The following is a 25,515-nucleotide window of genomic DNA, read 5'->3' as shown; positions in this document are numbered from 1 at the left end:
CTTCGCCAGCCATGAATGCCGTGGCTATCATTCGGCTCGCCTGCATGCACGGCTCGGCATCGTCCGGTCGGGCAGGCGGCCTTGTTGTGCAACATCGAACGTCCAGGGATTTTTTCAGCCAATGGCCAATGTCGTCGTGGTCGGGTCGCAGTGGGGCGACGAAGGCAAGGGCAAGATCGTCGATTGGCTCTCGGAGCGTGCCGACATCGTGGTCCGATTCCAGGGCGGGCACAATGCCGGGCATACGCTGGTGGTCAACGGGAAGACCTACAAGCTCAGCCTGCTGCCGTCCGGCGTCGTGCGCTCGGGCAAGCTCTCCATCATCGGCAACGGCGTGGTCCTCGATCCCCATGCGCTGATGGAGGAGATCGACCGGCTGCGCGGACAGGGCGTCGAGATCGGTCCCGACAGCCTCAAGGTCGCGGAGAACGCCGCGCTGATCCTGTCGCTGCACCGCGAACTGGACAAGCACCGGGAAGAAGCCAGCGGCGCCGGCAAGATCGGCACCACCGGGCGCGGCATCGGCCCGGCCTACGAGGACAAGGTTGGCCGCCGGGCGATCCGGGTGCTCGATCTCGCCGAGCCGGACACCCTGCCGGACAAGATCGACCGCCTGCTCACCCATCACAATGCGTTGCGCGCCGGCCTGGGCGTGGAGCAGATCGATCCGCAGACGCTGCTGGACGAGCTGACCTCCGTGGCGCCGAAGATCCTGCCGTACGTGGACGCCACCTGGCGCTGCCTCGACGAGGCGCGCAAGGACGGCAAGCGGGTGCTGTTCGAGGGCGCGCAGGGCACGCTGCTGGACATCGACCACGGCACCTATCCGTTCGTGACGTCGTCCAACACGGTCGCCGGCCAGGCGGCCGCGGGCGCGGGCATCGGCCCGTCCAGCCTGGGCTACGTGCTCGGCATCACCAAGGCCTACACCACCCGCGTCGGCTCCGGTCCGTTCCCGACCGAGCAGGACAACGACGTCGGCGCCTTCCTCGGCGAGCGCGGCCACGAGTTCGGCACGGTGACCGGGCGCAAGCGGCGCTGCGGCTGGTTCGACGCGGTTCTGGTGCGCCAGGCGGTGGCCACGGGCGGCATCACCGGCCTCGCGTTGACCAAGCTCGACGTGCTCGACGGCCTTGACGAGTTGAAGATTTGTGTCCGCTATCGCCTCGATGGCAAGGAAATCGACCATCTTCCTGCCTCACAGGCGGCGCAATCGCGTGTCGAACCAGTGTATGAAACAATAGAAGGCTGGAAGGCGACCACCGCGGGTGCGCGGAAATGGGCCGACCTTCCGGCACAGGCGGTCAAGTACGTTCGCCACGTCGAAGAACTGGTGGGCGCACCGATCGCACTTTTGTCGACCAGTCCTGAACGGGACGACACAATCCTTGTGGAAGACCCGTTTCGGGGCTAAGTCTCCGCAAACTCACAGCAATAGGGCCCTTCTCGCGCGATGGCGGATTTCCACACGGTCCTGAAACGAGCGGTTTCGGCATTGCCGGACAAGAGCGGCCCCAACCGGCGGGCCGTCTACGACAAGGCGCGCAAGGCGCTGCTCAAGCAGCTGCAGAGCCTCGACCCGCCGTTGCCGGCTCAAGAGGTGACCCAGCAGCGGCTGGCGCTCGAAGACGCCATCCGCAAGCTCGAGGCGGAAATCGCCCGCGCCGGTCGCACGCAGACGCCCGGTGCGCCGATCTCGTCGAACACGCCGGCCGCGGCCAGGACCGCGGCACCCGCGGCGCCGCCCCGGCCGACCCCCCCGGCCCCTCCCGCGCCGCCGGCCCCCCAGGCCGCCGATGCGCGGCCGGAAGCCCCGCGCGCAACGCCGCAGCGCCCCAATTTCCCGACCGCGCCCCGCGCCGGTGCCGAAGAGCGCCCGGCCCAGCGTCCGGTGGCGACGCCTAGGGCGCCGACCAACGTTCCGCCGCGTCCTGGCGCGTCCGCGGCGACCCGCGTTCCGCCGCCGGAAGGCGGCGAGGCTGCCGACGCCCAGCGGCGGCGCGAGCCGAGCCTCGGACGTCCGGCCCCGCCGATTCCCGATGTCGCCGACGTGGACGAGATCGACGCGGCGCCGGCCGAGACGACCCCGCCGGAGACAACCCCGGCACGCGGCGCGTTCCGTCGCCCCTTCGGCCGTGGCGACGCGACCGCTCGCGCGCCCGTGGCGCCGCCCGAGGCCGGGCCGCAGGACGACCTGAGCGAGGAAGAGATCGAGGCCGCCGCCGCCGAGGCGGAAACGCCGGCGATCGCGCCGACCGCCGATCGGCGTGGCTGGCTGCGCCGCCGTGGTGGTGCCGCACCGGACCCGGCCGTCGACGAGGCTGATGAGGCGCCGCGCGCCGCGGATGCCGTGGACGACGACGGCTACGACGACGAGCCCTACGAAGACGACGGCTACGAGGGCGAGTACGACGAGGAGCCCTACGAGGACGGCACCTATCCGCCGGTCGCGGCGGAGGCGGGCCGCCGGCGCAGCATGCGCTGGCTGATCGCGCCCCTCGTGATCCTGCTGGTGCTCGTCGTGGGCGGCTACCTGGTCTACAGCCAGCGCGACGCGATCATGGCGATGATGTCGCCCTCGGGCGACACGACGCAGACATCGTCCAGCACACCGGACACCACCCAGCCGGATTCGGAATCCAGCAAGATCTCCGACCGGATCGGCTCCCCGACCGACGAGGCCGCCGCCCCGATCGTGGCTCCGGACGCCCGGACGGTGAAGACCACGCGCGTGGTGACGCCCCGCAACGGCGATGCCGCCCAGGAAGCGCCGCTGCCCGGCACGACGCCCGCGGCGCCGGCCGAGACCACGCCGGCCCAGGCGGAGGCTCCGGCTCCGGCGGTCCAGCCGCAGCAGTCGACGGCGACCAGCGGCGACTTCGACGTGGTGCTGTACGAGGAAGGCGCCAGCGCCGCCGAGGGCGGCAACGCCCAGCGCGGCACGATCAGCTGGAACTTCGCGCAGGAAGCGATCGGCGGTCAGCCGCCCGAGCCGGTGGTCCGGGCCACGCTGGAGATCCCGGCGCGGGACATGACCGTCACGCTGCTGTTCCGCAAGAACGGTGATTCGGCGCTGCCGGCGAGCCACCTGATCGAGGTTCAGTTCGAGCTTCCCTCCGACTTCCCGGGCGGCAGCATCGCCAACGTGCCGGGCCTGATCATGAAGCAGACCGAGGCGGCCCAGGGCAACGCGCTGCTCGGGGCTTCGGCGAAGGTGTCGGACAACCTGTTCTGGATCGCGCTGTCGGCCACCGAGGCCGACCAGAAGCAAAACCTCGAGCTGTTGAAGACGCGCAGCTGGATCGACATCCCGCTCCTCTACACCAGCGGCGGTCGCGCCATCCTGACCCTCAACAAGGGAGCGGATGGCACCAAGGCGATCGACGAGGCGCTTGCCGCCTGGGGCGGCAGCTGATCGGGTGACGCCCGCCTGCATGGGCTTGGAGAGACAGAGCCGGTCCCGTTCTGCGGGGCCGGCTTTTCGTGGCGCGGGGAACGCTCGGCGGGCCGGGCTCTTGCACCGCCGCGCCGCTTGGGGCAACAATGACCGCGTTCCGAGGGGAGCTCGTACGGCGAGCTGAGATGGCACGACAGGTGTGCCGAACCCTTTGAACCTGATCCGGGTCATACCGGCGAAGGGACGGACACGACCGACCGCTCGTCATCCCCGGATCTCCCGATTCCGACTCTTTTGGACGGTAGATCCCATGTTGCACTCCTCAAAGACCATCAGCCGACCGCCAAACCCGCGCGTCCCGCTCGGGACTTTCGGCATGTCTGCGCGCATGCGCACCGGGTCCGGCCGTGCCGGATGCGGTCGAGACGTGATCTAGGCCCAGCGCGTTTCGCGATCCGGCGATGTCCGTCCTCCGTGCCGTCCTGGTGGCCGTCGGCCTCCTCCTGATCTGGGAGGCGGTGGTGCGCGTCTTCGCGCTGCCCCCCTTCATCCTGCCGCCGCCGCTGACGGTTGCGGAGGCGTTCGTGGAGCGCGGCCGCTACCTCCTGACCAACACCCTGGTGACGCTGAGCGAGATCCTGCTCGGCTTCGTCATCGGCTCGCTCGCGGGCGTCGCCACGGCGCTGTCGATGAGCCTGATGCCGGTGGCGCGGCGGCTGATCCTGCCGGTGGTGATCGTCACCCAGGCGCTGCCGGTGTTCGCCATCGCGCCGCTGCTGGTGCTGTGGTTCGGCTACGGCATGGCCTCGAAGATCGTGATGGCGACGCTGATCATCTATTTCCCGGTCGCCTCCGCCTACTATGACGGCCTCAGCCGGACCGACTCCGGCCTCGTCGAGCTGGCCCTGCTCAACCGGGCCGGACGCCTGCAGACGCTCGTCCATTTCCGGATGCCGGCGGCGCTGCCGAGCCTGCTGTCCGGCCTGAAGGTGGCCGCCGCGGTGGCGCCGATCGGGGCGGTGGTGGGCGAATGGGTGGGCTCGTCCGCCGGCCTCGGCTTCGTGATGCTGCAGGCCAACGCCCGCCTCCAGTCCGACGTCCTGTTCGCCGCCCTGTTCTGCCTCGCCGCCATGGCTGTCGCGCTGCGCCTCGGCGTCGACGCGGCGGCCCGCCGGCTCGCGCCCTGGGCGCCGGAGAATCTCTGACGACCCGAGCCCGTTCGACCGTTCACCAAGCCCTGGAAGGGAGACCACTTGATGCTGCGCCTTGCCATTGCCTGCCTTGCCGCCACTCTCGCATTCGCCGCTCCGGCGGCGGCCGACACCACGAAGCTCACCGTGCTGCTCGACTGGTACATGAACCCGGACCACGCGCCGCTGGTGATCGCCGGCGAGAAGGGCTTCTTCGCCGAGGAGGGGCTGGACGTGGAGCTGATCGCGCCGTCCGATCCGAGCGCGCCGCCGCGTCTGGTGGCGGCCGGGCAGGGCGATATCGCCGTCACCTACCAGCCGAACCTCTACCAGCAGGTCGAGGAAGGCCTGCCGCTCACCCGCATCGGCACGCTGGTGGCGACGCCGCTGAACACGCTGGTGGTTCTGGAGGACGGGCCGATCAAGACGCTGGAGGACCTCAAGGGCAAGACCGTCGGCTTCTCGGTGGCGGGCTTCGAGGACGCGCTGCTGGCGGCGATGCTGTCGTCGGTCGGCATGAGCCTCGACGACGTGACGCTGGTCAACGTCAACTTCTCGCTGTCGCCGGCGCTGCTGTCGAAGCAGGTCGACGCGGTGATCGGCGCCTACCGCAACTTCGAGCTGACCCAGCTCAGGCTGGAAGGGGCCGCCGGCCGCGCCTTCTTCCCCGAGGAGCACGGCGTGCCGGCCTACGACGAGCTGATCTTCGTGACCAAGAACGACCGCCTGTCGGACCCGGCGCTGGTCGCGTTCATGCGGGCGGTCGAGAAGGCCGTCACCTGGCAGACCAATCACCCGGAAGAGGCGCTCGACGTGTTTCTGAAGGCGGAGCCGGACCTGGACGACGAGTTGAACCGGCAGGCCTTCGTCGAGACGCTGCGCCGCTTCGCGCTGCGGCCTTCGGCGCTGGACACCGGCCGCTACGCGCGCTTCGGCGCCTTCATGAAGGCCCAGGGGCTGGTGAAGACCACCCCGCCGGTGGAGAGCTTCGCGGTCGAGCTGCAGTAGAGCTGTGGGAGACGGCGCCGGTCCGGAATCGCCGGACCGGCGCTGCCTCCCGGTCAGGCCGCCCCGCGGAGCCGGTCGCCGTGGCGACCGGCGCGAGCGCGGATGGCTCAGAGCGCCTTCTCGACCTCGCCGCGGGCCGGATAGTCGTTCTTGATGACGAAGTCGATCGCGCCCGGCAGGTCGGCCAGCGGCGGGCGCGCGAACGGCATGGTCTGCACCGAGCCGAAATAGAGCGTTCCGTCCGGCTTGACGAGGAACAGGCCCGGCTCGGCGAACAGCTTCGGCTCCTGGTTGCGGCCCGAGGAGATGTAGAGGCCCCACTTGCGGGCGCTGGCGAGGTCGAGGCCGTAGGCAATCGCGAGATCGGCTAGGCCCCAGTCGGCCTTGGCCTTCTCCGCCTTCTCCTGGTCGTCGGTGGAGATGGCGATCACGCTGACGCCGCGCTTCTCGAATTCCGGCAGCAGCGACTGGAGCTGGCCGAGATAGCGCTTGCAGATCGGGCAGTGGAGGCCGCGGTAGACGACCACCAGCGCGAAGGTCTCTCCCATCCCGCCGTCGAGCGACCAGGTGCCGCCACCGGCAAGCGGGAGCGACAGGTCCGGCACCGGCTGGCGCGGCATGAGGGGGGTGATTTCGGACATCGGGCGGTTCCCTTTGCTGATCGTGGTTGCGGCATGTCGCCGGGTCTTCCAGTCGATATGTGCCGTACCACGTTTCCGCCGGATCGGGAGCGCCGCCCGCCGAGCGGCGCCGTCAATCCGGCGTGAACGGGCGAGGCCCGAACGGGAGCGGGAAGTATCCTCGCTGCGGTGCTTCGCCCGCCAGCGGAGGCTCCGCCGGGCCGGCTGCGACAGCCGCGACCGTGTCGTCCTCCCCCGATTCCCGGTAGAGTTGCGCCGTCTGGGGAGGCGGGGGAATGGCATTTCGAATTTCCCGGCACGGCCGGCGCGTTCATTCCTCGACGTTTGCGCGATCGAGGACCACATAGACGACACCTGCAATGAAGGAGGTTTCAGCCATGGCATTGCTCATCGGGGATACGGCGCCAGATTTCGAGGTCGATTCGACCGAAGGCCCGATCAAGTTTCACGACTACATCGACGGATCCTGGGCGGTGCTGTTCTCGCACCCGGCCGACTTCACGCCGGTCTGCACCACCGAGCTCGGCTACACCGCGAAGCTCAAGTCCGAGTTCGCCAAGCGCAACGTGAAGGTGCTCGGCGTCTCCGTCGATCCGCTCGACGACCACGAGCGCTGGTCGAAGGACATCGAGGAGACCCAGGGCACCGCCCTGAACTTCCCGCTGATCGCCGATCCGAGCCGGGTCGTCGCCTCGCTCTACGACATGATCCATCCGAACGCGGACAACACCTTCACCGTCCGCTCGGTGTTCATCATCGGCCCGGACAAGAAGATCAAGGCGACCTTCGCCTATCCGGCCTCGACGGGGCGCAACTTCGACGAGATCATCCGGCTGATCGACAGCCTGCAGCTCACCGCCAAGCACCAGGTCGCGACCCCGGTGAACTGGAAGAGCGGCGAGGACGTCATCATCGTCCCGGCGGTGTCCGACGAGGAAGCGAAGAAGAAGTACCCGGGCGGCTGGAAGGCCGTGAAGCCGTACCTGCGCCTGGTGCCGCAGCCGAAGGACTGAGGCGGGTCGCCCGCGCGCCATCCTGCGCCGGGCGGAACCACCTGATGATCATCCGACGGCCGCCCTCCGGGGCGGCCGTTTCCGTTTCCGGGCCATGATCCGCGCCAGGTGCCAACGGCAACCAGCTCCGCGTCCGCCCGGCGCGCGTCAGCGCTTGCGGAGCAGGATCAGGGATTCCCGGGCGCCCTCCTGGATCGGCAGGCGGCCGATCACGGTGCGCTGCACCTCGTCGGCCAGCGCCTCCAGCACATAGGCGCTGGAGAAGACGAGGTCGTAGCCGCCCTGCAGGAGGGCGGCGACGCCGAGCTGCTCGTTGTAGGAGGTGAACGGCCATGCCGCGGGATAGGGCGCCGGAAGGAAGATGTCGTGGAAGCCGACGAAGACGCCCGACGGCAGGCCCGGCATGATCCGGTTCAGCACGATGTCCACGTCGGTGCCGGGCATCAGCACGTGGCTGGAATCGCACATCAGCAGGTCGCCGGCCGCGAGCTCCTTGCCGACCGCGCCGCCGGCCTCCTGCAGGGCGCGCAGATCGAGCGCGACCGGCAGCTTCGAGATGTCGGCCCGGGGCCTGGGATCGATCGCGGCGATCTGCGTGGAGAGTCCGCCGTCGCGCACGGCACGGGCGAGGAACCGCGTCGAATGGCCCGACCCGATCTCCAGGATGCGCGCGGGCCGCTCGGTGCGGACCAGGGTGTAGAGGGCGGCCGCGTCGAGACGCGGGAACCAGTCCTGCTCGAAGCGCGGCTCCGGCGGCGGCGCGCCGCCGATGGCGGCCAGGTCGTCGGCGAACCCGTCGATGGCGGCGAGAAACGCCCGCAGCTCCGGCAGGCGGGATTCGAAGGCCGGGACCAGCGTGTCGTAGCGCTCGTGCTCGGCAAGCTTGGCGAGGCCCGCGTGACGGTGCGGGATGAAGAAGCCCGCCTCGGACAGCCCGAGCACGGTCCTCAGCCCGAAGTTGATGGTGCGCCAGCGGCCCCGTGCGGTCACGTGATGTCCTCCATGCGGCAAGCCCGCAACCCGGCGTTAAGCACATCGCGGCCGGATCGGCCAGATCGGAATGGTGCGAGATGGTCCGGGCCGCCCGAGTGGAACGGTCTCCGACGGGGTCATACCCGGTCCGTTCAGGAGTTGCCGGAGGCCACCGCCGGATCGGGCGGGCAATAGATCTCGGCGAGCGTCCGCATCACCTGGCGGAGTTCGTCGGATGCGATGTGATAGTAGATCGTCTGGGCGTCCCGGCGTCCGGCGACGAGGCCGAGGGCGCGCATCTTGGCCAGGTGCTGGGACATGGCCGACTGGCTCAGCCCGACCTCGTCGGCCAGTGTCGTCACCGAAAGCTCGCCCCCCAGGAGGAGACACAACACCAGAAGTCGCTTCTCGTTGGCCAGTGCGGCCAGCAGGGTAGCGACATCGGCTGCTTTCTCGGCGAGCGATCTATCCATCTGGCTTCAATAGTGCATCCGGCACCGTGGAGGGAATACCGTTCGTCCGATATCGCCGCCCGGAGCGCCTCAACCCCCGAAAATCAGGTGGGCACTTCCCGAAAAAAACCCCGCGGCGGGCCGCGGGGTCGGGGTCTTCGTCTGCCGTGCGGCAGGATCAGGAGGCGGACAGCGCCAGCCGCGGCCGTTCCAGCTCGCGCGACGCCTTCTGGACGGCCTTCTGCACCTTCTCGAAGGCGCGCACCTCGATCTGGCGCACGCGCTCGCGGGAGACGCCGAATTCCTCCGACAGGGTCTCCAGGGTGATCGGGTCCTCCGACAGGCGGCGCGCCTCGAAGATGCGCCGTTCGCGCTCGTTGAGCACGCCGAGGGCGTCCTTCAGGAGCTGGCGGCGGTTGTCGAACTCCTCCGACTCCGCGAGCGTCTGCTCCTGGGTGTCGCTGTCGTCGACGAGCCAGTCCTGCCACTCGCCGCCGGCGTCCGCTTCCTGGCGGATCGGGGCGTTGAGCGAGGAATCGCCCGACAGGCGGCGGTTCATCGAGATGACGTCTTCCTCCGGCACGCCGAGGCGCTTGGAGATCGCCGCCACGTGCTCGGGCTTCAGGTCGCCTTCGTCGAGGGCCTGGATCTGCCCCTTCACCTTGCGCAGGTTGAAGAACAGCCGCTTCTGGTTCGCGGTGGTGCCCATCTTCACGAGGCTCCACGAGCGCAGGATGTATTCCTGGATCGCGGCCTTGATCCACCACATGGCATAGGTGGCGAGGCGGAAGCCCTTTTCGGGATCGAAGCGCTTCACCGCCTGCATCAGGCCCACGTTGCCCTCGGAGATCACCTCTCCGACGGGCAGGCCGTAGCCGCGGTAGCCCATGGCGATCTTCGCCACCAGGCGCAGATGGGACGTGACGAGGCGGTGCGCCGCGTCGGGATCGTCATGCTCCAGGTACCGCTTGGCGAGCATGTACTCTTCCTGCGGCTGCAGCATGGGGAAGCGCCGGATCTCGTCGAGATAGCGCGACAGTCCGGCGTCGCCGGATGAGATGGCTGGAAGACTGGATCGGGCCATGAGTATGCGCCCTCCTTTTCAGTGATCGGACCGCCGGGTCTCCTCCCCGAGGTGCGGTCGATCGGTCGAACCAATCCGGATATGCCCGTCTGAAATCGGGGCAGGTCCGAGTGTCTTACCGTTTCCCGTATCGGCGAAACGGAACTGGCGTCCTTTGATCTGGTGGGTCCGCGGCTGCAGCCGACGGACCGGCATCGGCACGCACGACCGGAGTGTAACCCGAAATGGGTCAAAACGGGGGCTCGTCAAAGGTTCCCCGCCGCGATCCGCCACGGCGCGCTCGGGCCCGTGGCGGCGCCGGTCGTCAGGCGTCGTTCAGGGCCTCGGCGAGGGCCGCGAGCGCGGGTGGCATCGGGCTCTCGAAGCGCATCGTTTCGCCCGTCACCGGGTGCGCGAAGCCCAGAACGCCTGCGTGCAGCGCCTGTCCGCGCAGGGCGGCGAGCTTTTCCTGGGCCGCTTCCGGAAGCCGCTTCGCCTTGGTCCGAAAGCCGGCGCCGTAGAGCGTGTCGCCCAGGAGCGGGTGTCCCCGGTGGGCCATGTGCACGCGAATTTGATGGGTGCGGCCCGTCTCCAGCCGGCACGAAACCAGGCTGGCGATCGGATCGGCGGCTGGATATCCGCGTTCGGTCACGTAATGGGTGATGGCCTCCTTGCCGTTCGAGACCACCGCGAATCGCTGGCGATGGTGGGGGTCGCGGCCGAGCGGCGCGTCGATGCGACCCTGGGGCGGAAACGGCGCCCCCCACACGAGGGCGCGGTAAATGCGCTCGAGCGGACCCGTCCGGCCGTGGTCGGCGAACTGGGCGGCCAGCCCCTGATGCGCCGCGTCGGACTTCGCCGCGACCATCAGTCCGGAAGTTTCCTTGTCGAGGCGATGGACGATGCCCGGCCGCGCGACGCCGCCAATACCCGACAGCTCCGACCCGCAATGCGCGATGAGCGCGTTGACGAGTGTTCCGTCGGCATGTCCGGCTGCGGGGTGGACGACAAGCCCGGTGGGTTTGTCGATGACGATCAGATGGGCATCTTCGTAAATGATTTCAAGGGGGATAGGCTGTCCCTGGGCCTTCGCAGGCTCCGGCGGGGGCACGTCGATCTCGATGCGCATGCCCGGCGCGATCCGGCGCTTCGTCTCGGTGGCCGGCGCGCCGTCGACACGCACCTGACCTGCCCGTATAAGCGCTTGCAGCCGTGCCCGGCTCAGATCCGGGACGTGGGCGGCAAGATACACATCGAGCCGCTGGGCGGATGCGTCGTCGTCGACGACGAGATCCAATCGGTCGGACTCGGGCAAATCGGCCTCGGGAAGAAAAGCAGTACTGGTCATGACTTCATCCGCGCTCGACGACAAGCCGGACCAGGAACTCGATCCGGCGATGGAGCGCGTTCAGCGCAAGCTCCGTCGGCTCCTGGCTGTGTCCGGCCTCATCATGGTGGCCGGGCTCGTTGCCGTGTTCGCCGCCATCTTCTATCGCCTGTCTGTTGCCGACAAAGCAATGCCCAAGGCGGCCTCGGACCTTGAGGTGGCGCTGCCGGCAGGGGCGGACCTCCAGTCCGCGTCGGCCACCGGCGACCGGCTGACGCTGGTGATCACCGCCCCGGACGGCGCCACCGAGATCCGCGTCATAGACCTCGTCACCGGCCGCGTCGTGTCGACGGTGAGCCTGACCACGGGCGGCAACTAGGGCGTCTGTCGCCCGGATCGCGTCCGCCCTCGGCAAATGCGGGCGCCGGGGCGAGCCGCCCGCGCATTTGTCCCCGGCAGATGCGCGATCGGGTGCACGAGGCGCTTGCGTCGCAATCCGGGGTTCGCTATATCCGCGGTCTGTTTCGAGCGGCCCGCCGCTTCGAAGCCCCCATCGTCTAGTGGTCCAGGACGCCGCCCTCTCACGGCGGAAACAGGGGTTCGAGTCCCCTTGGGGGTACCAATCTTCCGGTATCCGACTGACTCTCCTCACATTTTCGGCTGAATGCCCCGCCCGTTCCGCGCGCGGGGTTTTTCGTGCGCGCGCCCGGCCGACCGTCACGAGGATGTCAGAGGAGTGGGGCACTGTTCTGCGGGGCAAGTTCGACCCGCTTTCCGGGCGGCGCGGGTCACCATGGAGGCTGCCACGGCGATCCAGTCCACCGGCGCACGCGCCCAGTCGTGCCATACCGGGCAGAAGCTGCTCGATGCCTGCGAAGCGGTGCTCTGCGAGGCGGCGAACGTCCAGGACGTCACCGTCCGGCGCATCGCGCTGAAGGCCCACGCGACCCCGTCCGCCATCAGCTATCATTTTGGATCGCTCGAAGAGCTGATCATCGCCACCGGGCGCCGGGCGTATCTGCGGCTCAATGCCGAGCGCCTGTCGCTCCTGCAGGCGGCCGTTGCCCGCCGCGCGCCCGAGCCGGCCGATCCGCGCGAGCTGATCGAGGCGCTGGTCGGTCCGTCGGTCCGCTGGAGCCTCGATCCGAATTCCAGCTACCGGGTGCTCCACCACATGACGGTGATGGAGCAGACTTCGCGCGATCGCGAACGCTACCAGCCGATCATCGAGGACATCGACCACCATCGCGCCTTCGTGCCGCATCTGAAGCGCATCGCCCCGTGGCTGGACGAGGCGGAGATCGGCTTCCGGCTGAGCTGCGCGCTGGGCGTCCGCTCCCAGGTCATCCGCAGCCGCGGGCGCACCGCCGCCCTCTCCAACCACGCGATCGATCTTTCCGATCCGGACGTGGTGATCGCCCGGATGGTCGACGCCATCGTGCCGATGTTCGTGGCGCGGGGCTGAGCGCGTCGCCGCATCGCGGCGGCGGTTCGAACACGGTTCGAAAACCGTCACAGAGAGGTTATCGCCTACGCCTACCGGTGAAGCCCGATCACGAACGAAGTGAGGGTTCAACCGGATGGCGGGTATCAGCCTCTCCAAGGTGCACAAGCGCTACGGCGCCACCGTGGCCGTCGCCGGCGTCGATCTGGAGATCCGCTCGGGCGAGTTCCTGGTGATCCTCGGGCCGTCCGGCTGCGGCAAGTCGAGCCTCCTGCGCATGATCGCGGGGCTGGAGGACATTTCCGACGGCACCATCGCCATCGATGGCGAGATCGTCAACGCGGTCGCCCCGGGCGAGCGCGGCTGCGCGATGGTCTTCCAGAGCTACGCCCTCTATCCGCACATGACGGTGGCCGAGAACATCGGCTACGCCCTGAAGGTCGCGGGCGTCCCGAAGCAGGCCCGCGCCGAGCGCGTCGGCGCCATCGCCGGCATGCTCGGGCTGCAGGACCTGCTCGATCGCAAGCCGGGCCAGCTTTCCGGTGGCCAGCGCCAGCGCGTCGCCATGGGCCGGGCGATGATCCGCTCGCCCAAGGTGTTCCTGTTCGACGAGCCGCTGTCGAACCTCGATGCCAAGCTCCGACTGCAGATGCGGCTGGAGATCAAGCGCCTGCACCGCGACCTGCGCACGACGAGCGTCTTCGTCACCCACGACCAGATCGAGGCGATGACGCTGGCCGACCGGCTGGTGGTGATGAGCGCCGGGCGCATCGAGCAGGCGGGCACGCCCACCGAGATCTACGCCCGTCCGGCGAGCCTCTTCGTCGCCGACTTCATCGGGTCGCCGCCGATGAACCTGATGCCTGCCCGCATCGACCGGGACGGCCGGGCGGTGACCCGGGAGGCGCCGGTCTGCCCGGAGCTGCGCTTCGACCTGCCTGCCGGGTCCGAGGTCGTCGTCGGCGCGCGTCCCGCCGCCGTCTCCTTCACCGCGCCCGCCGCGCCCGGCGCGCTCCGCTTCGAGCTGGAGATGGTCGAGGACCTCGGCGGCGAGCTGCATTTCCACGGCCTGAGCGACGGCCGGCGCCTCACCGTCTCGAAGGCACCCGGCACGGTGCCGCCGGCGGCTCCGCTCGGCGTCTCGTTCCCGCCCGATGCGCTGCATCTCTTCCGCGCCGACGACGGCCGCCGGGTGGAGGCGAGCGCGCGGATCCCATTCGAAACCGCCGCTGAAGGAGTTCACCGATGACCGGCGAGACGACGTTCATTCACCTGACCGACCTGCACGTCGGCACGCCGGACGACCCGCACCTGTTCAGCGACACCCTCACCACGCTGCAGGCGGTGCTCGACCTGGTGGCCACCGTCGAGCCGAAGCCCAGCTTCGTCGTCGCCAGCGGCGACCTCACCAACCGTGGCGATGCGGCGAGCTTCCGCGTCCTCAGGGAAGTGATGGCCCAGGTAGACGTGCCGGTCGTCTACGCGCTCGGCAACCACGACACCCGCCCCGGCTTCTACGCCGGGATGCTGGACCGTGACGTCGACCTCGACGCGCCCTACGACCACGACACGGTGATCGACGGCATCCACATCGTCACCCTCGATTCCTCCACGCCGGGCCAGATCCCGGGCAGCATCACCCCGGACCAGTTCGCCTGGCTTTCCGAGGCCCTCGACCGTCATCCCGAGCTGCCGAAGCTGATCGTCTCCCATCATCCCCCGGCGCTCGGCGACGAGGCCGACTGGGCGCACTGGCGGTCGATCGACTTCGATCAGTCGCAGGAGCTCGCGCGGCTGCTGCGCGGCCGCAACGTCGTCGGCATCCTGAGTGGCCACATCCACCACGACCGCGTGTCGGTCTGGCACGGCATCCCCGTCATCGTCGGCACCGGCCAGCACGCCGCCACCGACATCCTGCGCACCGACGTGCTGCGCATGGTGCGCGGCGCCTCGTTCGGCCTCGGCACGATCCGGCGCTCGGGCCTCACCATGGCCTTCGTGCCGATGCCGTCCGACCGGGCCGAGCTCAACGTCTACCCGCTGGAACTGCTGCGCGCCCGGGCGATGCCCGCCGCCAGCTGACGCACACGCCGCCCAACCCCAGGAGACTTCGATGATCCGCCGAACGACCCTCAAACTGATGCTTGCCGCCGGCACGGCGCTCGCCCTGCCGTTCGTCCCGGCCCACGCCGAGATGGCCGCCTCGATCGACGAGCCCGTGACGATCACCTTCTACAACTACAACCTGGCGCACGCGAACGCTGGCGCCACCGCGACCAAGGAGTTGATTCAGGAGTTCGAGGCCGCCAATCCGAACATCAAGGTGGAGGCGATCCCGGCCCCCTCCAACGAGATCGGCGCGCGCGTCCAGGCCGACATGGTGGCCGGCCGGCAGCCGGACGTCGCCCAGCTGGTCTTCCGCGACCTGATCTACATTTCGTCCGACCTCGGCGCCAACGCGCTGGAGGAGATGGTGCCGGCCGACGAGCTCGCCGCGCACCTGGACGGCATGAGCCCGAACGGGCTGGAACTCGGCAAGGTCGACGGCAAGACCTACGGCCTCGCCTACACCTTCTCCACGCCGGTGCTCTTCTACAACGCCGACCTGTTCCGCGCCGCCGGCCTCGACCCCGACGCCCCGCCCCGGACCTGGGAGGAGGTCGACGAGTACGGCCGCGCCATCCACGAGAAGACCGGCAAGCACGGCTTCTTCCCCGGCGCCTACGGCCCGGTCGACGGCACCTTCGTCTACCAGTCGCTGGTGATGTCGGACGGCGGCAACGTGCGTGACGGCAACACGCTGACCTTCGCCGACGGCGGCGCCGCCGACGCGGTCGTGACCATGCGCCAGATGGTCGAGGACGGCTCCCACGCGCGGATCGATCCGGGCAGCCACACCGACAGCTTCTCCAGCGGCAACCTCGGCATGTTCCTCTACACGAGCGCCGTGCTCACCAGCTTCAAGAAGGCCTCCGCCGGCAACTTCGAGCTGCGCGTCGCGGCGATGCCGGCCTTCGGCGAGAAGCCGACCGCGCCGACGAATTCCGGCAGCGCGCTGTACGTCTTCTCCACCGATCCGGTGAAGCAGCGGGCCGCCTGGGAGCTGATGAAGTTCCTCACCTCCAAGCACGCCTACACGGTCATCACCACCAAGATCGGCTACCTGCCGCTGCGGCTCGATATCGTGGATGACCCGGCCTACCTGGGCGGCTGGATGAAGGAAAACCCGATGTTCCAGCCGAACATCGACCAGCTCGACCACCTGACCCCGAACGTCGCCTTCCCGGGTCCGAACTATCGTCAGATCGAGAGCATGATGATGGACGCGGTGCGCGAGGCGGTGTTCGGCCAGGGCGATCCGGTCGAGGTGCTGAAGGCCGCCCAGGACCGTGCCCAGACGCTGATGCCGTAAGGCCAGCGGCCAAGGGGGCGGCGCGGTCGCGGGCCGCCCCTTTATCCTTCCTCTTCCGGAACAGAGACGATGACCGACATCCAGGCCGACATGCTCGACGTGGGCCGCATGGCGACCGTCCGGCCCGCGCGTGCCGCGCGCTTCCGCTCCGGTGCGGTCCCGTGGCTCTATCTGGCGCCGGCGCTCGCCGTGCTGATCGTGTGGATCTACGCCCCGCTGGTGGAGGCCTTCCAGCTCTCCTTCCATCAGTGGAACATGCTGCCGACGGCGCCGAAGCGGTTCGTCGGCCTGCAGAACTACGAGCGAATCCTGTCGCTGCCGGAAATGCGTCAGGCGCTGGTCAACACCGTCTTCTACATCGTCGGCCTGTTCCCGATGTCGGTGATCATTCCGCTCGCCGTCGCGATCCTCACCCAGGACATGAAGGGCCCGCTGCGCAACCTCTACCGGGCGCTGATCTTCGTGCCGATGATCGTCGCGCCGGTGGTGGCCGCGGTGCTCTGGCGCTGGCTCCTGAACCCCGACCACGGGCTGGTGAACCACGGGCTCGCCGCCCTCGGCTTCGGCCGGGTCGGCTTCCTGGAGGATCCGCGCTTCGCGCTCGCGACGCTTGTCTGGATCACCGGCTGGAAGCTGATCGGCTTCTCCACGCTGCTGTTTTCCGCGGCGAACGCCGTGATCAACCCGGCCTACATCGAGGCGGCGCGCATGGACGGGGCGAGCGGCTGGCAGATCGTGCGCGACATCCGGCTGCCGCTGCTGTCGCCGACGATCCTGCTGCTGTCGATGATGACCGTCCTGTTCGGCGCCCAGTGGAGCTTCGTCTACATCAACGTGCTCACCCACGGCGGGCCGCTGAAGTCGACCACCAACATCTTCTACCTGCTGTGGGAGTACGGCTTCGAGACTCTGTCGGCGGGCTGGAGCTCGTCCGCGGGCATGATCACCTTCGCCGGCTTCGCGCTCGTCGCCTTCGTCTGCCTGAAGCTCATGCGGAGGTATGCCGTCTATGACGACTGAGATCGACATGCGCGCCCCGCGCGGGGCCGCCGTGGCCCGTCCGGCGCGACACGCCTGGGCGCGCCCCGCCGCGCTCAACGCGGTGATGGTGCTGCTCGTCGTGGTGGCGCTGTTCCCGGTCTACTGGATGCTGGTCACCTCGCTGAAGCCGGAGAACCAGATCTTCTCGCTCGACCTGTGGCCGCGCGCGCCGTCGCTGGAGAACTACCGCTTCGTGCTCGACCACATCCCGCTGGTGCGGATGCTCGTCAACACGATGGTGGTGGCCACCGGCACCGCGCTGCTCCAGGTCCTCACCGGGCTGCTGGCCGCCTACGCGCTGGTGCGCTGGCGGTTCCGCTTCTCCGGCCTCGTGCACGGCCTGATCGCGCTGTCCTGGCTGGTGCCGTTCCAGGTGACGATGATCCCGAACTACGTGCTCGCCTCGCGCCTCGGGCTTCTCGACACGCTGCCCGGCCTGATCATCCCGAACGCCGCCGCCGCCTTCGCCATGCTGCTCCTCTACCACGCGATGCGGTCGTTCCCGCGCGAGGTGCTGGAAGCGGCGCGGATGGACAATGCCGGCCACTGGCGGACGCTGTGGGAGATCGTCGTGCCCAACATGCGGGCACCGATCGCTTCGCTCGGCGTGCTCGCCTTCATCTCCGCCTGGAACGAGTATTTCTGGCCGCTGCTGCTCACCCGGCGGATCGAGGATACGGTCATCCAGATCGGGCTGCAGATGTTCATGACCCAGGAGGGCAATCTCTGGGGTCCGCTGATGGCGGCGGCCACCATGGCCAGCCTGCCGATCCTGCTCGTCTACGTCGTCCTGCAGCGGCAGGTGATCGAGTCCTTCATGAAGTCGGGATTGCGTTGATGTCGGATGTGAACAGTCGGGTGATCGCCCTCGAAGGCGCCCACAACGTGCGCGACCTCGGGGGCTACGAGACGGCCGGCGGCGGCGTGACCCGCTGGCGCAGCGTCCTGCGGGCGGGCGTCCTCACCCATCTCACCGCCGACGCGCGCACCGCGCTGGTCGACATGGGGCTTGCGACCGTCATCGACCTCAGGGGCGCCGACGAGCTGGCGACCCAGCCCAACCCGTTCCGCGACGACGCGCGCGTGGCCTACCGCAACGTGCCGCTCTTCCACGCCCTCGCGCCGATCGAGATGCTCGATCCGGACGGCCGGCCGTTCGACATGGGGAACCGCTACCGCCAGGGGCTGGACGGATGCCAGGAGCGGTTCGCCGAGGTGTTCCGGACCATCCTCGAGGCGGAGCCGGGCGCGGTGCTGTTCCACTGCAGCGCGGGCAAGGACCGGACCGGGCTGATCGCGGCGCTGCTGCTGTCGGTCGCGGGCGTCTCCGACGAGACCATCGTCGACGACTACGCGCTCACCGCCACAGTCGCGCAGCCTCTGCTGGCGATCCTGCGGGAGGGCGCGCTTGCCCGCGGCGCCGCCCCGGAGCTGGTCGACCGCACGCTCGCCTCGCCGCCGGAGACGATGCGCCGGACCCTCGACCATCTGCAGGCGGGCTACGGCGGGGCGACGCGGTACGTCTCCGCGATCGGGCTCGGCGACGACGAGGTCGCGCGGCTGCGCGCCCGCCTCGCCGACTGAGGCCGTCCGGCCCGGCCCGTCCGCCGTATCCGATCTCCAACCCCAAACGACTGCGGCCGCCGGCTGATCGCCGGCGGCCGCTTGCTGTCGCGCCCTGGCAGGTGCCGGTTGGCGCGCTCTAGTTGGCGCCCTTCTTCACCTCGTGCGCACCGTTCACCACCTCGCTCTGCAGCTTCTGCACGCGCGAGTGATAGGGGTGGACGAGGTCGGCGAAGTCGGCCTGCGACTTGTAGACCTCGGCGAAGAAGTCGTCGTCGGCGATGTACTTCTTCACCACGTCGTTCTGCGCCTTGATGAACAGCGTGTAGTACTCGTCCGGCGTGTCGAGCATCTCGATGCCTTCGTCGGCATACTCCTTCACGGCCTTGGAGTTCTCATAGAGGTTGATCGCCTGGGTCTTGGCCGAGTTGGCCATGATGGCGGTCTCCACGATCGCCCGCAGGTCCTCCGGCAGGTCGTCCCAGAAGCTCTTGCAGATCATCAGCTCGCCGACGTCGGTCTGCTGGTGAAGGCCCTGCAGGTAGTAGTACTTCCAGATCTTGCTCAGGCCGAGATTGCGGTCGTCGGCCGGGCCGATCCACTCGGCGGCGTCGATGGTGCCGCGCTGGGCGGCCGGCACGATTTCGCCGCCCGGCATGGCGACGGCGGGCACGCCCATGGCCGTGTAGGTCTGGCCGGCGATGCCCGGGGGCGAGCGGTACTTGATCGACCGGAACTCATCCATGTTGTTGAACGGCTTGGAGAACCATCCGAGCGGATCCGGCCCCATCGGCTGCATCAGGAAGGGCATCACGTTCAGGCCCATGATCTCCTGGGTGAGCTTGGTGTAGAGCTTCTGGCCCTCGCCGCTGTAGTACCAGGACATCAGGGTTTCCTGGTCCATGCCGGTGCTCGCCGGCACGTTGGAGAACAGCACGTACGCCGGGTGCTTGCCGGACCAGTAGTGCGGCCAGGCGTAGCCGGCCTCGACAAGGCAGCTGTCGACGGCATCGAGGATCTCGAAGGCCTTCACCTCGGCGCCGTCGGGCAGCACTTCCACTTCCAACCGGCCGCCGGACATCGTCTCGACCTGGTCGGCGAAGTCCTCGATCAGCTTGAAATAGAGGCTGGAGTTCGGGATCGCGGTCTGGATCCGCATCTCGTAGGTGTCGTTCTGGGCGCTGGCGGCGCCGGCGTACAGGCACAGCGCCCCGAGCGCTCCGCCCGCCACATAGGCCAACCTGGAAATGGTCATCGATAGTTCCTCCCTTTGATGTGCTTTTGCTTGGTCAGTCGACGGCTGGGTGCGGCGCAGTCTCCTTTCTGTCCCTGGATCGGCGTTGGCGTCACTTGAGGGCGTTCGGAAGCCAGAGGACGATTTCGGGGAAGATGACCAGCAGCGCCACGACGAGCAGCTGCAGGCCGACGAACTGGGTCATGCCGAGATAGATGTCCCCCATCTTCCATTGGGGGACGACGCCCTTGAGGAAGTAGGCCGACAGGGCCATCGGCGGCGTCAGCCACGACGTCTGCAGCGTCACCGCGATCAGGATGGAGAACCACAGCGGGTCGTATCCCATCTGCACCATGGTCGGCAGGAAGATGGGCACGATGACCAGGACGATCGGGATCCACTCGAGCGGCGAGCCGAGCACGAAGACGATCGCCAGGATGATCACCAGCATGACGGTTGGCGAGAACGGCAGGCTCAGCAGGAACTCGGTGAGCAGGTTGGCGCTGCCCAGCCGCGAGAACACGGCGCCGAAGAAGTTGGCCGAGCCGAGCAGGAACATGATCATCGCCGACAGCACGAGGGTGCTGTAGACGCAGCGCTTGAACGAGGCCCACGGCATTCGGCGGTAGAGCAGCGCCAGGACGAGCGAGGCCAGCGCCCCGCACGCCGCCGCGTCGGTCGGCGTCGCGATGCCGGCGATGATGACGCCGAGCGTGAACGCGATGACCACCGTGACCGGAATGATGCCGAGCAGCAGCTCGCGCATCTTCTCCGCCGTCGAGGTTTCGGCGATCTCCTCCAGGGTGAGAGGCGGGCCGAGCTCCGGATTGAAGTAGCTGCGGATCAGCGTGTAGGCGATGTAGACGACCGACAGCATCAGGCCGGGGATGATCGCCGCGGTGAAGAGGTCCGACACCGGCACGCCCACCACCGGGCCCATGACGATGAGCAGGATGCTCGGCGGGATCAGGATGCCGAGCGTTCCGCCGGCCGCGATGGCGCCGGCCGACAGGCGGGTGTCGTACTTCGACGACATCATGATCGGCGCCGCCATGACGCCCAGCACCGTCACCGAGGCGCCGACGATGCCGGTCGCCGCCGCGAACACCGTCGCGACGAGCAGCACGATCAGGTAGAGCGAGCCGCGCAGGCGGCCGAGCAACAGCCGCAGCGCCTTGAACATGCGCTCCATCAGGCCGGACTGTTCCAGCACGAAGCCCATGAACAGGAACAGCGGGATGGCGGCCAGCGTGGTGTCCCGCATCAGCGCGAAGAACTGGTACTGCATCAGCGTGATGACGCGGTCGCCGATGCCCAGCCAGCCGAAAACCAGCGAGATGAAGATGAAGGTGAAGGCCATCGGGTAGCCGGTCAGGATGCCGACGAAGATGAGGCCGAGGGAGACGAGTCCGAGAGCAGCGTCGGTCATGCGCCTGCCTCCTCAGTCGGAGTGCGGAAGCGGCGGTTGGTGACGATGCTGAAGTAGCTCTTCAGAAGCTCCGACACGCCCTGGATCAGAAGCAGCGCGCCGGTGATCGGCATCACCGTCTTCAGCGGGTAGATGATGGGCATCATCGGGCTGGTGGGGATGCGCTCGCCCCGGTACCAGGACACCAGCGCGTAGTCGAAGGTGGCGACGGTGAAGAAGTACATCGCCGGAAAGAACAGGCAGAGCGTGAACAGGAAGTCGATCAGCCCCTGCAGGCGCGGCGACATGATGTTGAACAGGAAGTCGGCCCGCACGTGGGAGTCGAGCCCGAGGGTGTAGGCCGCCCCCAGCATGAACAGGGCGCCGTAGAACATGAAGGTGGCGTCGTAGGCCCACATCGTCGGGCTGTTGAAGCCGAACCGGGCGATCACCTCGTAGACCAGCGCGCCGATCATCGGAACGATCAGCCAGGCGGCCGCCTTTCCCACCAGCATTCCCGGAAGATCCAGTATCCGCGTGAGGCGGCGGAGCCGTTCTTCGGCCTCCGGACTCATTGTCATCGCGTCCTCCCTTCTTTGGCGTTCGTTGGAGGAGGCGGCTGGAGGCCCTGCAATGTCGAACGGCGGTCAGCGCGGCGAGGCGCGCGACGGCCCGTGGCGGCGGTCGGCCGGGTCACGTTTCACACTGGAACGACGCAACTCTCATCTTCCCTCCCCAGTGAAAATGAGACTGTTAGCCTCAATAAGACATCATCCTTGCAGGCGGTTCAATCTTCGATTGGACGTGGCCGGCGCCGGCCACGTCCGTTTTCCGCAGCATCTCCCCTGCTGCGATGCAAGGCTGACGGCCCTCAGGCGGGCCGGCGCATGTCGCTCGCATCGACGCCGGCGACCGGCACGGGCTTCTTCATGGCGTCGCGCCGGAAGGGCTCGCCGAGTTCCTGGTTGATGAACGCCTCGATCAGCGTGGTTCGGCCGTTTTCCATCTGGTCGCGGATGGCCTTGTCGAGGGCGGCGGTGAGCTCGTCCATCGTCTTCGCGGCGACGCCCTCCAGCCCGCAGGCGCGCGCGATGCCGGCGTAGCTCACCTGCTCGTCGAGCTCGGTGCCGACGAAGTTGTCGTCGAACCACAGCGTCGAGTTCCGCTTCTCCGCGCCCCACTGGTAGTTGCGGAACACGACCATGGTGATGGCCGGCCATTCCTTGCGGCCGATGGCGGTCAGCTCGGTCACCGCGATGCCGAACGCGCCGTCGCCGGCAAAGCCCACCACGGGCGTGTCCGGGCAACCGATCTTGGCGCCGACGATGGCCGGCAGGCCGTAGCCGCAGGGGCCGAACAGGCCCGGCGCGAGGTACTTCCGGCCCGCCTCGAACGACGGATAGGCGTTGCCGATGGCGCAGTTGTTGCCGATGTCGGAGGAGATGATCGCCTCGCGCGGCAGCGCCGCCTGGATCGCCCGCCACGCCATCCGGGGGCTCATCCAGTCGGGCTTGGCGGCGCGGGCGCGCTCGTTCCAGGTGGTGCCCGGATCGTCTTCCTCGTGGTCCATCGAGCTCAGCTGCTGGGCCCAGGCGGACTTCTTGGTGGCGATCAGGTCGCGGCGCTCGCGGCCGGCGGCGGCGTCGGCCTCCGGCAGCAGCTCCAGCAGCCGCCGCGCCACCTTGCCGGCGTCGCCAACGATGCCGACGCTCACCGCCTTGGTCAGCCCGATGCGCTCCGGCTTGATGTCGACCTGGATCACCTTGGCGTTCTTCGGCCAGTAGTCGATGCCGTAGCCCGGCAGCGTGGAGAAGGGGTTCAGCCGGGTGCCGAGCGCCAGCACCACGTCGGCCCCGGAGATCAGCTCCATGCCCGCCTTCGAGCCGTTGTAGCCGAGCGGGCCGGCGAACAGCGGGTGCGAGCCCGGGAAGGCGTCGTTGTGCTGGTAGCCGACGCAGACCGGCGCGGAGAGCCGCTCGGCCAGCGCCACGGTGTCGCCGATGGCGTCCGCGAGCACCACGCCGGCGCCGTTCAGGATCACCGGGAACTTCGCCGCGGCCAGCAGCTTCGCCGCCTCCGCCAGCGCGGCCTCGCCGCCCGCCGGCCGCTCGAACTCGACGATCTGCGGCAGGGTGATGTCGATCACCTGGGTCCAGAAGTCGCGCGGCACGTTGATCTGCGCCGGCCCGGTGGCGCGCTTCGCCTCCAGGATCACCCGGTTGAGCACTTCCGCGATCCGCGACGGGTCGCGCACCTCTTCCTGGTAGGCGACCATGTCCTCGAACAGCTTCATCTGCTCGACTTCCTGGAAGCCGCCCTGGCCCATGGTCTTGTTGGCCGCCTGGGGCGTCACCAGCAGCAGCGGCGTGTGGTTCCAGTAGGCGGTCTTCACCGCCGTCACGAAGTTGGTGATGCCCGGCCCGTTCTGGGCGATCATCATCGACATCCGGCCGGTGGCGCGGCTGTAGCCGTCGGCCATCATGCCGCCGGAGCCCTCGTGCGCGCAGTCCCAGAAGTGGATGCCGGCCCGGCCGAACAGGTCCGAGATCGGCATCATTGCCGATCCGATGATCCCGAAGGCGTGCTCGATGCCGTGCATCTGGAGCACCTTCACGAAGGCTTCTTCGGTCGTCATGCGCATGGCGCGTCTCCCAATTGGTCGTCCCGAACCCGTCGTTCCGGAGGCTATCCCCGGTCAGCGACGATCAGGTCACTCGCTTTTTCGCCGATCATGATGGCCGGCGCGTTGGTGTTGCCGGACACGATCTCCGGCATGATAGAACAGTCCGCGACCCGCAATCCCCGCACCCCGCGCACGCGGAGCCGGGCATCCACCACCGCGTCGGTGCCGGTGCCCATCTTGCAGGTCCCGGTCGGGTGATAGATCGTCGTGGCGGTGTTGCGGGCCCAGTCCAGCAGGCCCGCGTCGTCGACGACGTCCGGCGTGGGGCGATATTCCGAGGCGATCTTTTCGGCAAGCGGCGAGGCGGCGGCGATGCGGCGCGCGATCTTGATGCCGGCGACCACCGTCTGCCGGTCGGTCTCGGTGGCCAGATAGTTCGGGCGGATCACCGGGTGCGCTGCGGGATCGGCCGAGCGCAGGCGGATCTCGCCGCGGCTCTCCGGCCGGAGCTGGCACACCGACATCGTGAACGCGGAGAACGGGTGCACGCCCTCGCCGGGGCTGTCGGCGGACCAGGGCTGGACGTGGAACTGGATGTCCGGCGTCTCCAGCCGCGCGTCGGTGCGCAGGAACGCGGTGGCGAGGCTGGCCGCCATGGTCATCGGGCCGGTGCGGAAGAGCGCGTATTCCACGGCGATGCGGGCGCGCCCGACGAGGCTGCGCACCTCGTCGTTGAGGGTCGGCTCGTTGCACTTGTAGACGAGCCGCGCCTGCAGGTGGTCCTGCAGGTTCCGTCCGACGCCCGGCAGGTCGGCGACCGGCGCGATGCCGTGCTCGGCCAGGTGCGCCGCCTCGCCGATCCCCGACAGCATCAGGATCTGCGGCGAGCCGATGGCGCCGGCAGACAGGATCACCTCGCCCTCGGCGACGGCCAGCCGGGTGGTGCCGTCGGGGTCCTTGAACTCGACGCCGGTGGCCCAGCCGTCCTCCACGACGACGCGGCAGACGTGGGCGCGGGTCACCACCTGCAGGTTCGGGCGGTTCAGCACCGGCCGCAGGAACGCCACGGCGGCCGAGCAGCGCCGGCCGTTGCGGGCGGTGAGCTGGAAGTAGCCGACGCCCTCCTGGGTGGCGCCGTTGTAGTCGGGGTTGAAGGGATAGCCGAGGGATTCCGCCGCCGCGATCCAGGCGTCGCAGATCGGCCGCACCAGCCGCATGTTCGACACCGCGAGCGGCCCGTCGGTGCCGTGAAAGTCGTCGCCGCCGCGCTCCTGGTTCTCCGAGCGCTTGAACAGCGGCAGCACGTCCGACCACGCCCAGCCCTCCAGCCCCATCTGGCGCCAGCGGTCGTAGTCCTGGGGCTGGCCGCGCACGTAGAGCAGGCCGTTGAGGGAGGAGGAGCCGCCGAGCACCTTGCCGCGCGGCCATTCCAGGCTGCGCCCGTTGAGGCCGGGGTCGGGCTCGGTCCGGTAGCACCAGTCGACCGAGGGGTTGTGCATCGTCTTGAAGTAGCCGACCGGCACGTGGATCCACGGGTTGCTGTCGCGGCCGCCGGCCTCGATCAGGATCACCCGCACCGACGGGTCGGCGCTCAGACGGTTGGCGATCACGCAGCCGGCCGATCCAGCGCCGACAATGACGTAATCAGCCCTCAGCTGCTCCATGCCGTCCCCACGTCCCGTCCCTGGATCACCTGTTAGCCGGTGTGTGCCCACAATCAACTCATG

Annotated in this window: 23 protein-coding genes, 1 tRNA gene and 1 riboswitch; of the genes, 14 read left to right on the top strand and 10 right to left on the bottom strand. The window is 68.6% G+C overall.

Annotation, left to right across the window (positions count from 1 at the left end; all coding sequences use genetic code 11):
- The first annotated feature begins 121 nt into the window (after window positions 1–121).
- The 4 genes from AB7M35_RS12540 (at window position 122) to AB7M35_RS12525 (ending at window position 5,595) form a co-directional block, all read left to right on the top strand.
- On the top strand, window positions 122–1,414 hold the full coding sequence (locus tag AB7M35_RS12540; protein ID WP_453960720.1) for an adenylosuccinate synthase: 1,293 nt from the start codon (window positions 122–124) through the stop codon (window positions 1,412–1,414).
- Between the two features lie 81 nt (window positions 1,415–1,495).
- Window positions 1,496–3,415: a hypothetical protein gene (locus AB7M35_RS12535; protein WP_453960220.1), complete on the top strand. Its 1,920-nt coding sequence runs from the start codon at window positions 1,496–1,498 to the stop codon at window positions 3,413–3,415.
- A 132-nt stretch (window positions 3,416–3,547) separates the two neighbouring features.
- Window positions 3,548–3,658, top strand: a riboswitch (TPP riboswitch).
- A 200-nt stretch (window positions 3,659–3,858) separates the two neighbouring features.
- Complete coding sequence (locus tag AB7M35_RS12530; protein WP_453960219.1) at window positions 3,859–4,602, top strand: ABC transporter permease; 744 nt, start codon at window positions 3,859–3,861, stop codon at window positions 4,600–4,602.
- 51 nt (window positions 4,603–4,653) lie between these two features.
- Window positions 4,654–5,595, top strand: coding sequence for an ABC transporter substrate-binding protein (locus AB7M35_RS12525; protein WP_453960218.1), 942 nt, complete (start codon window positions 4,654–4,656; stop codon window positions 5,593–5,595).
- A gap of 107 nt (window positions 5,596–5,702) precedes the next feature.
- On the opposite strand, the gene AB7M35_RS12520 is transcribed toward AB7M35_RS12525, so the two are convergent.
- Complete coding sequence (locus AB7M35_RS12520) at window positions 5,703–6,236, bottom strand: peroxiredoxin-like family protein (protein WP_453960217.1); 534 nt, start codon at window positions 6,234–6,236, stop codon at window positions 5,703–5,705.
- Window positions 6,237–6,613: 377 nt separating this feature from the next.
- Here AB7M35_RS12520 and AB7M35_RS12515 point away from each other — a divergent pair, with 377 nt between their 5' ends.
- Window positions 6,614–7,249, top strand: a complete 636-nt coding sequence (locus AB7M35_RS12515; RefSeq protein WP_453960215.1) for a peroxiredoxin — start codon at window positions 6,614–6,616, stop codon at window positions 7,247–7,249.
- A 147-nt stretch (window positions 7,250–7,396) separates the two neighbouring features.
- On the opposite strand, the gene AB7M35_RS12510 is transcribed toward AB7M35_RS12515, so the two are convergent.
- The 4 genes from AB7M35_RS12510 to AB7M35_RS12495 form a co-directional block, all read right to left on the bottom strand.
- Window positions 7,397–8,239 (bottom strand): class I SAM-dependent methyltransferase, encoded by an 843-nt coding sequence (locus AB7M35_RS12510; RefSeq protein ID WP_453960214.1) that lies wholly within the window; start codon window positions 8,237–8,239, stop codon window positions 7,397–7,399.
- Window positions 8,240–8,373: 134 nt separating this feature from the next.
- Complete coding sequence (locus AB7M35_RS12505) at window positions 8,374–8,694, bottom strand: ArsR/SmtB family transcription factor (protein ID WP_453960213.1); 321 nt, start codon at window positions 8,692–8,694, stop codon at window positions 8,374–8,376.
- Between the two features lie 157 nt (window positions 8,695–8,851).
- Window positions 8,852–9,757 (bottom strand): RNA polymerase sigma factor RpoH, encoded by a 906-nt coding sequence (gene rpoH / locus AB7M35_RS12500; RefSeq protein ID WP_453960212.1) that lies wholly within the window; start codon window positions 9,755–9,757, stop codon window positions 8,852–8,854.
- Window positions 9,758–10,061: 304 nt separating this feature from the next.
- On the bottom strand, window positions 10,062–11,084 hold the full coding sequence (locus tag AB7M35_RS12495; protein WP_453960718.1) for an RluA family pseudouridine synthase: 1,023 nt from the start codon (window positions 11,082–11,084) through the stop codon (window positions 10,062–10,064).
- Here AB7M35_RS12495 and AB7M35_RS12490 point away from each other — a divergent pair.
- The 9 genes from AB7M35_RS12490 (at window position 11,083) to AB7M35_RS12450 (ending at window position 18,544) form a co-directional block, all read left to right on the top strand.
- Window positions 11,083–11,442: a DUF6476 family protein gene (locus tag AB7M35_RS12490; protein ID WP_453960210.1), complete on the top strand. Its 360-nt coding sequence runs from the start codon at window positions 11,083–11,085 to the stop codon at window positions 11,440–11,442. The two genes, AB7M35_RS12495 and AB7M35_RS12490, sit on opposite strands and share 2 nt — an antisense overlap.
- A gap of 167 nt (window positions 11,443–11,609) precedes the next feature.
- Window positions 11,610–11,685 (top strand) — tRNA-Glu (locus AB7M35_RS12485).
- Between the two features lie 171 nt (window positions 11,686–11,856).
- Entirely contained in the window at window positions 11,857–12,528 is a 672-nt protein-coding gene (locus tag AB7M35_RS12480) for a TetR/AcrR family transcriptional regulator (RefSeq protein WP_453960208.1), read from the top strand.
- Between the two features lie 115 nt (window positions 12,529–12,643).
- The gene (locus AB7M35_RS12475; RefSeq protein ID WP_453960207.1) at window positions 12,644–13,756 is read left to right on the top strand and encodes an ABC transporter ATP-binding protein; all 1,113 of its coding nucleotides are present in this window, start codon (window positions 12,644–12,646) and stop codon (window positions 13,754–13,756) included.
- The gene (locus AB7M35_RS12470; RefSeq protein ID WP_453960205.1) at window positions 13,753–14,589 is read left to right on the top strand and encodes a metallophosphoesterase; all 837 of its coding nucleotides are present in this window, start codon (window positions 13,753–13,755) and stop codon (window positions 14,587–14,589) included. Before AB7M35_RS12475 ends, AB7M35_RS12470 begins: the two co-directional genes overlap by 4 nt.
- 31 nt (window positions 14,590–14,620) lie before the next feature.
- Entirely contained in the window at window positions 14,621–15,919 is a 1,299-nt protein-coding gene (locus AB7M35_RS12465; RefSeq protein WP_453960204.1) for an ABC transporter substrate-binding protein, read from the top strand.
- Window positions 15,920–15,988: 69 nt separating this feature from the next.
- The gene (locus tag AB7M35_RS12460; protein ID WP_453960203.1) at window positions 15,989–16,939 is read left to right on the top strand and encodes a carbohydrate ABC transporter permease; all 951 of its coding nucleotides are present in this window, start codon (window positions 15,989–15,991) and stop codon (window positions 16,937–16,939) included.
- The gene (locus AB7M35_RS12455) at window positions 16,929–17,798 is read left to right on the top strand and encodes a carbohydrate ABC transporter permease (protein WP_453960202.1); all 870 of its coding nucleotides are present in this window, start codon (window positions 16,929–16,931) and stop codon (window positions 17,796–17,798) included. Before AB7M35_RS12460 ends, AB7M35_RS12455 begins: the two co-directional genes overlap by 11 nt.
- Window positions 17,798–18,544 carry a tyrosine-protein phosphatase gene (locus AB7M35_RS12450; protein WP_453960200.1) on the top strand — a complete coding sequence of 249 codons (747 nt, stop codon included), beginning with the start codon at window positions 17,798–17,800 and terminating at the stop codon, window positions 18,542–18,544. Before AB7M35_RS12455 ends, AB7M35_RS12450 begins: the two co-directional genes overlap by 1 nt.
- Window positions 18,545–18,662: 118 nt before the next feature.
- On the opposite strand, the gene AB7M35_RS12445 is transcribed toward AB7M35_RS12450, so the two are convergent.
- The 5 genes from AB7M35_RS12445 to AB7M35_RS12425 all read right to left on the bottom strand — a co-directional run bounded on the left by AB7M35_RS12445 (window position 18,663) and on the right by AB7M35_RS12425 (window position 25,452).
- Window positions 18,663–19,778: a TRAP transporter substrate-binding protein gene (locus AB7M35_RS12445; protein ID WP_453960198.1), complete on the bottom strand. Its 1,116-nt coding sequence runs from the start codon at window positions 19,776–19,778 to the stop codon at window positions 18,663–18,665.
- Between the two features lie 91 nt (window positions 19,779–19,869).
- On the bottom strand, window positions 19,870–21,186 hold the full coding sequence (locus AB7M35_RS12440; protein ID WP_453960196.1) for a TRAP transporter large permease: 1,317 nt from the start codon (window positions 21,184–21,186) through the stop codon (window positions 19,870–19,872).
- A complete protein-coding gene (locus AB7M35_RS12435) occupies window positions 21,183–21,746 on the bottom strand; it encodes a TRAP transporter small permease subunit (RefSeq protein WP_453960195.1) in 564 nt (187 codons plus the stop codon). Before AB7M35_RS12435 ends, AB7M35_RS12440 begins: the two co-directional genes overlap by 4 nt.
- 290 nt (window positions 21,747–22,036) lie before the next feature.
- On the bottom strand, window positions 22,037–23,806 hold the full coding sequence (gene xsc / locus AB7M35_RS12430) for a sulfoacetaldehyde acetyltransferase (RefSeq protein WP_453960194.1): 1,770 nt from the start codon (window positions 23,804–23,806) through the stop codon (window positions 22,037–22,039).
- Between the two features lie 44 nt (window positions 23,807–23,850).
- Window positions 23,851–25,452, bottom strand: a complete 1,602-nt coding sequence (locus tag AB7M35_RS12425; protein ID WP_453960192.1) for a GMC family oxidoreductase — start codon at window positions 25,450–25,452, stop codon at window positions 23,851–23,853.
- Window positions 25,453–25,515 lie beyond the last annotated feature (63 nt).

This window comes from Amorphus suaedae, from assembly GCF_053629675.1.
This window is presented reverse-complemented; position numbering and strand designations above follow the sequence as displayed.

Excerpts from the sequence above, each read along its gene's own strand:
- AB7M35_RS12490 (WP_453960210.1), top strand. The coding sequence starts at position 11,083 with ATGACTTCATCCGCGCTCGACGACAAGCCGGACCAGGAACTCGATCCG.
- AB7M35_RS12480 (WP_453960208.1), top strand. The coding sequence starts at position 11,857 with ATGGAGGCTGCCACGGCGATCCAGTCCACCGGCGCACGCGCCCAGTCG.
- AB7M35_RS12505 (WP_453960213.1), bottom strand. The coding sequence starts at position 8,694 with ATGGATAGATCGCTCGCCGAGAAAGCAGCCGATGTCGCTACCCTGCTG.
- AB7M35_RS12515 (WP_453960215.1), top strand. The coding sequence starts at position 6,614 with ATGGCATTGCTCATCGGGGATACGGCGCCAGATTTCGAGGTCGATTCG.
- AB7M35_RS12465 (WP_453960204.1), top strand. The coding sequence starts at position 14,621 with ATGATCCGCCGAACGACCCTCAAACTGATGCTTGCCGCCGGCACGGCG.
- AB7M35_RS12425 (WP_453960192.1), bottom strand. The coding sequence starts at position 25,452 with ATGGAGCAGCTGAGGGCTGATTACGTCATTGTCGGCGCTGGATCGGCC.
- AB7M35_RS12540 (WP_453960720.1), top strand. The coding sequence starts at position 122 with ATGGCCAATGTCGTCGTGGTCGGGTCGCAGTGGGGCGACGAAGGCAAG.
- AB7M35_RS12435 (WP_453960195.1), bottom strand. The coding sequence starts at position 21,746 with ATGACAATGAGTCCGGAGGCCGAAGAACGGCTCCGCCGCCTCACGCGG.
- AB7M35_RS12495 (WP_453960718.1), bottom strand. The coding sequence starts at position 11,084 with ATGACCAGTACTGCTTTTCTTCCCGAGGCCGATTTGCCCGAGTCCGAC.
- AB7M35_RS12520 (WP_453960217.1), bottom strand. The coding sequence starts at position 6,236 with ATGTCCGAAATCACCCCCCTCATGCCGCGCCAGCCGGTGCCGGACCTG.
- AB7M35_RS12440 (WP_453960196.1), bottom strand. The coding sequence starts at position 21,186 with ATGACCGACGCTGCTCTCGGACTCGTCTCCCTCGGCCTCATCTTCGTC.
- AB7M35_RS12530 (WP_453960219.1), top strand. The coding sequence starts at position 3,859 with ATGTCCGTCCTCCGTGCCGTCCTGGTGGCCGTCGGCCTCCTCCTGATC.
- AB7M35_RS12450 (WP_453960200.1), top strand. The coding sequence starts at position 17,798 with ATGTCGGATGTGAACAGTCGGGTGATCGCCCTCGAAGGCGCCCACAAC.
- AB7M35_RS12455 (WP_453960202.1), top strand. The coding sequence starts at position 16,929 with ATGACGACTGAGATCGACATGCGCGCCCCGCGCGGGGCCGCCGTGGCC.
- AB7M35_RS12445 (WP_453960198.1), bottom strand. The coding sequence starts at position 19,778 with ATGACCATTTCCAGGTTGGCCTATGTGGCGGGCGGAGCGCTCGGGGCG.
- AB7M35_RS12460 (WP_453960203.1), top strand. The coding sequence starts at position 15,989 with ATGACCGACATCCAGGCCGACATGCTCGACGTGGGCCGCATGGCGACC.
- AB7M35_RS12475 (WP_453960207.1), top strand. The coding sequence starts at position 12,644 with ATGGCGGGTATCAGCCTCTCCAAGGTGCACAAGCGCTACGGCGCCACC.
- xsc (WP_453960194.1), bottom strand. The coding sequence starts at position 23,806 with ATGCGCATGACGACCGAAGAAGCCTTCGTGAAGGTGCTCCAGATGCAC.
- rpoH (WP_453960212.1), bottom strand. The coding sequence starts at position 9,757 with ATGGCCCGATCCAGTCTTCCAGCCATCTCATCCGGCGACGCCGGACTG.
- AB7M35_RS12525 (WP_453960218.1), top strand. The coding sequence starts at position 4,654 with ATGCTGCGCCTTGCCATTGCCTGCCTTGCCGCCACTCTCGCATTCGCC.
- AB7M35_RS12470 (WP_453960205.1), top strand. The coding sequence starts at position 13,753 with ATGACCGGCGAGACGACGTTCATTCACCTGACCGACCTGCACGTCGGC.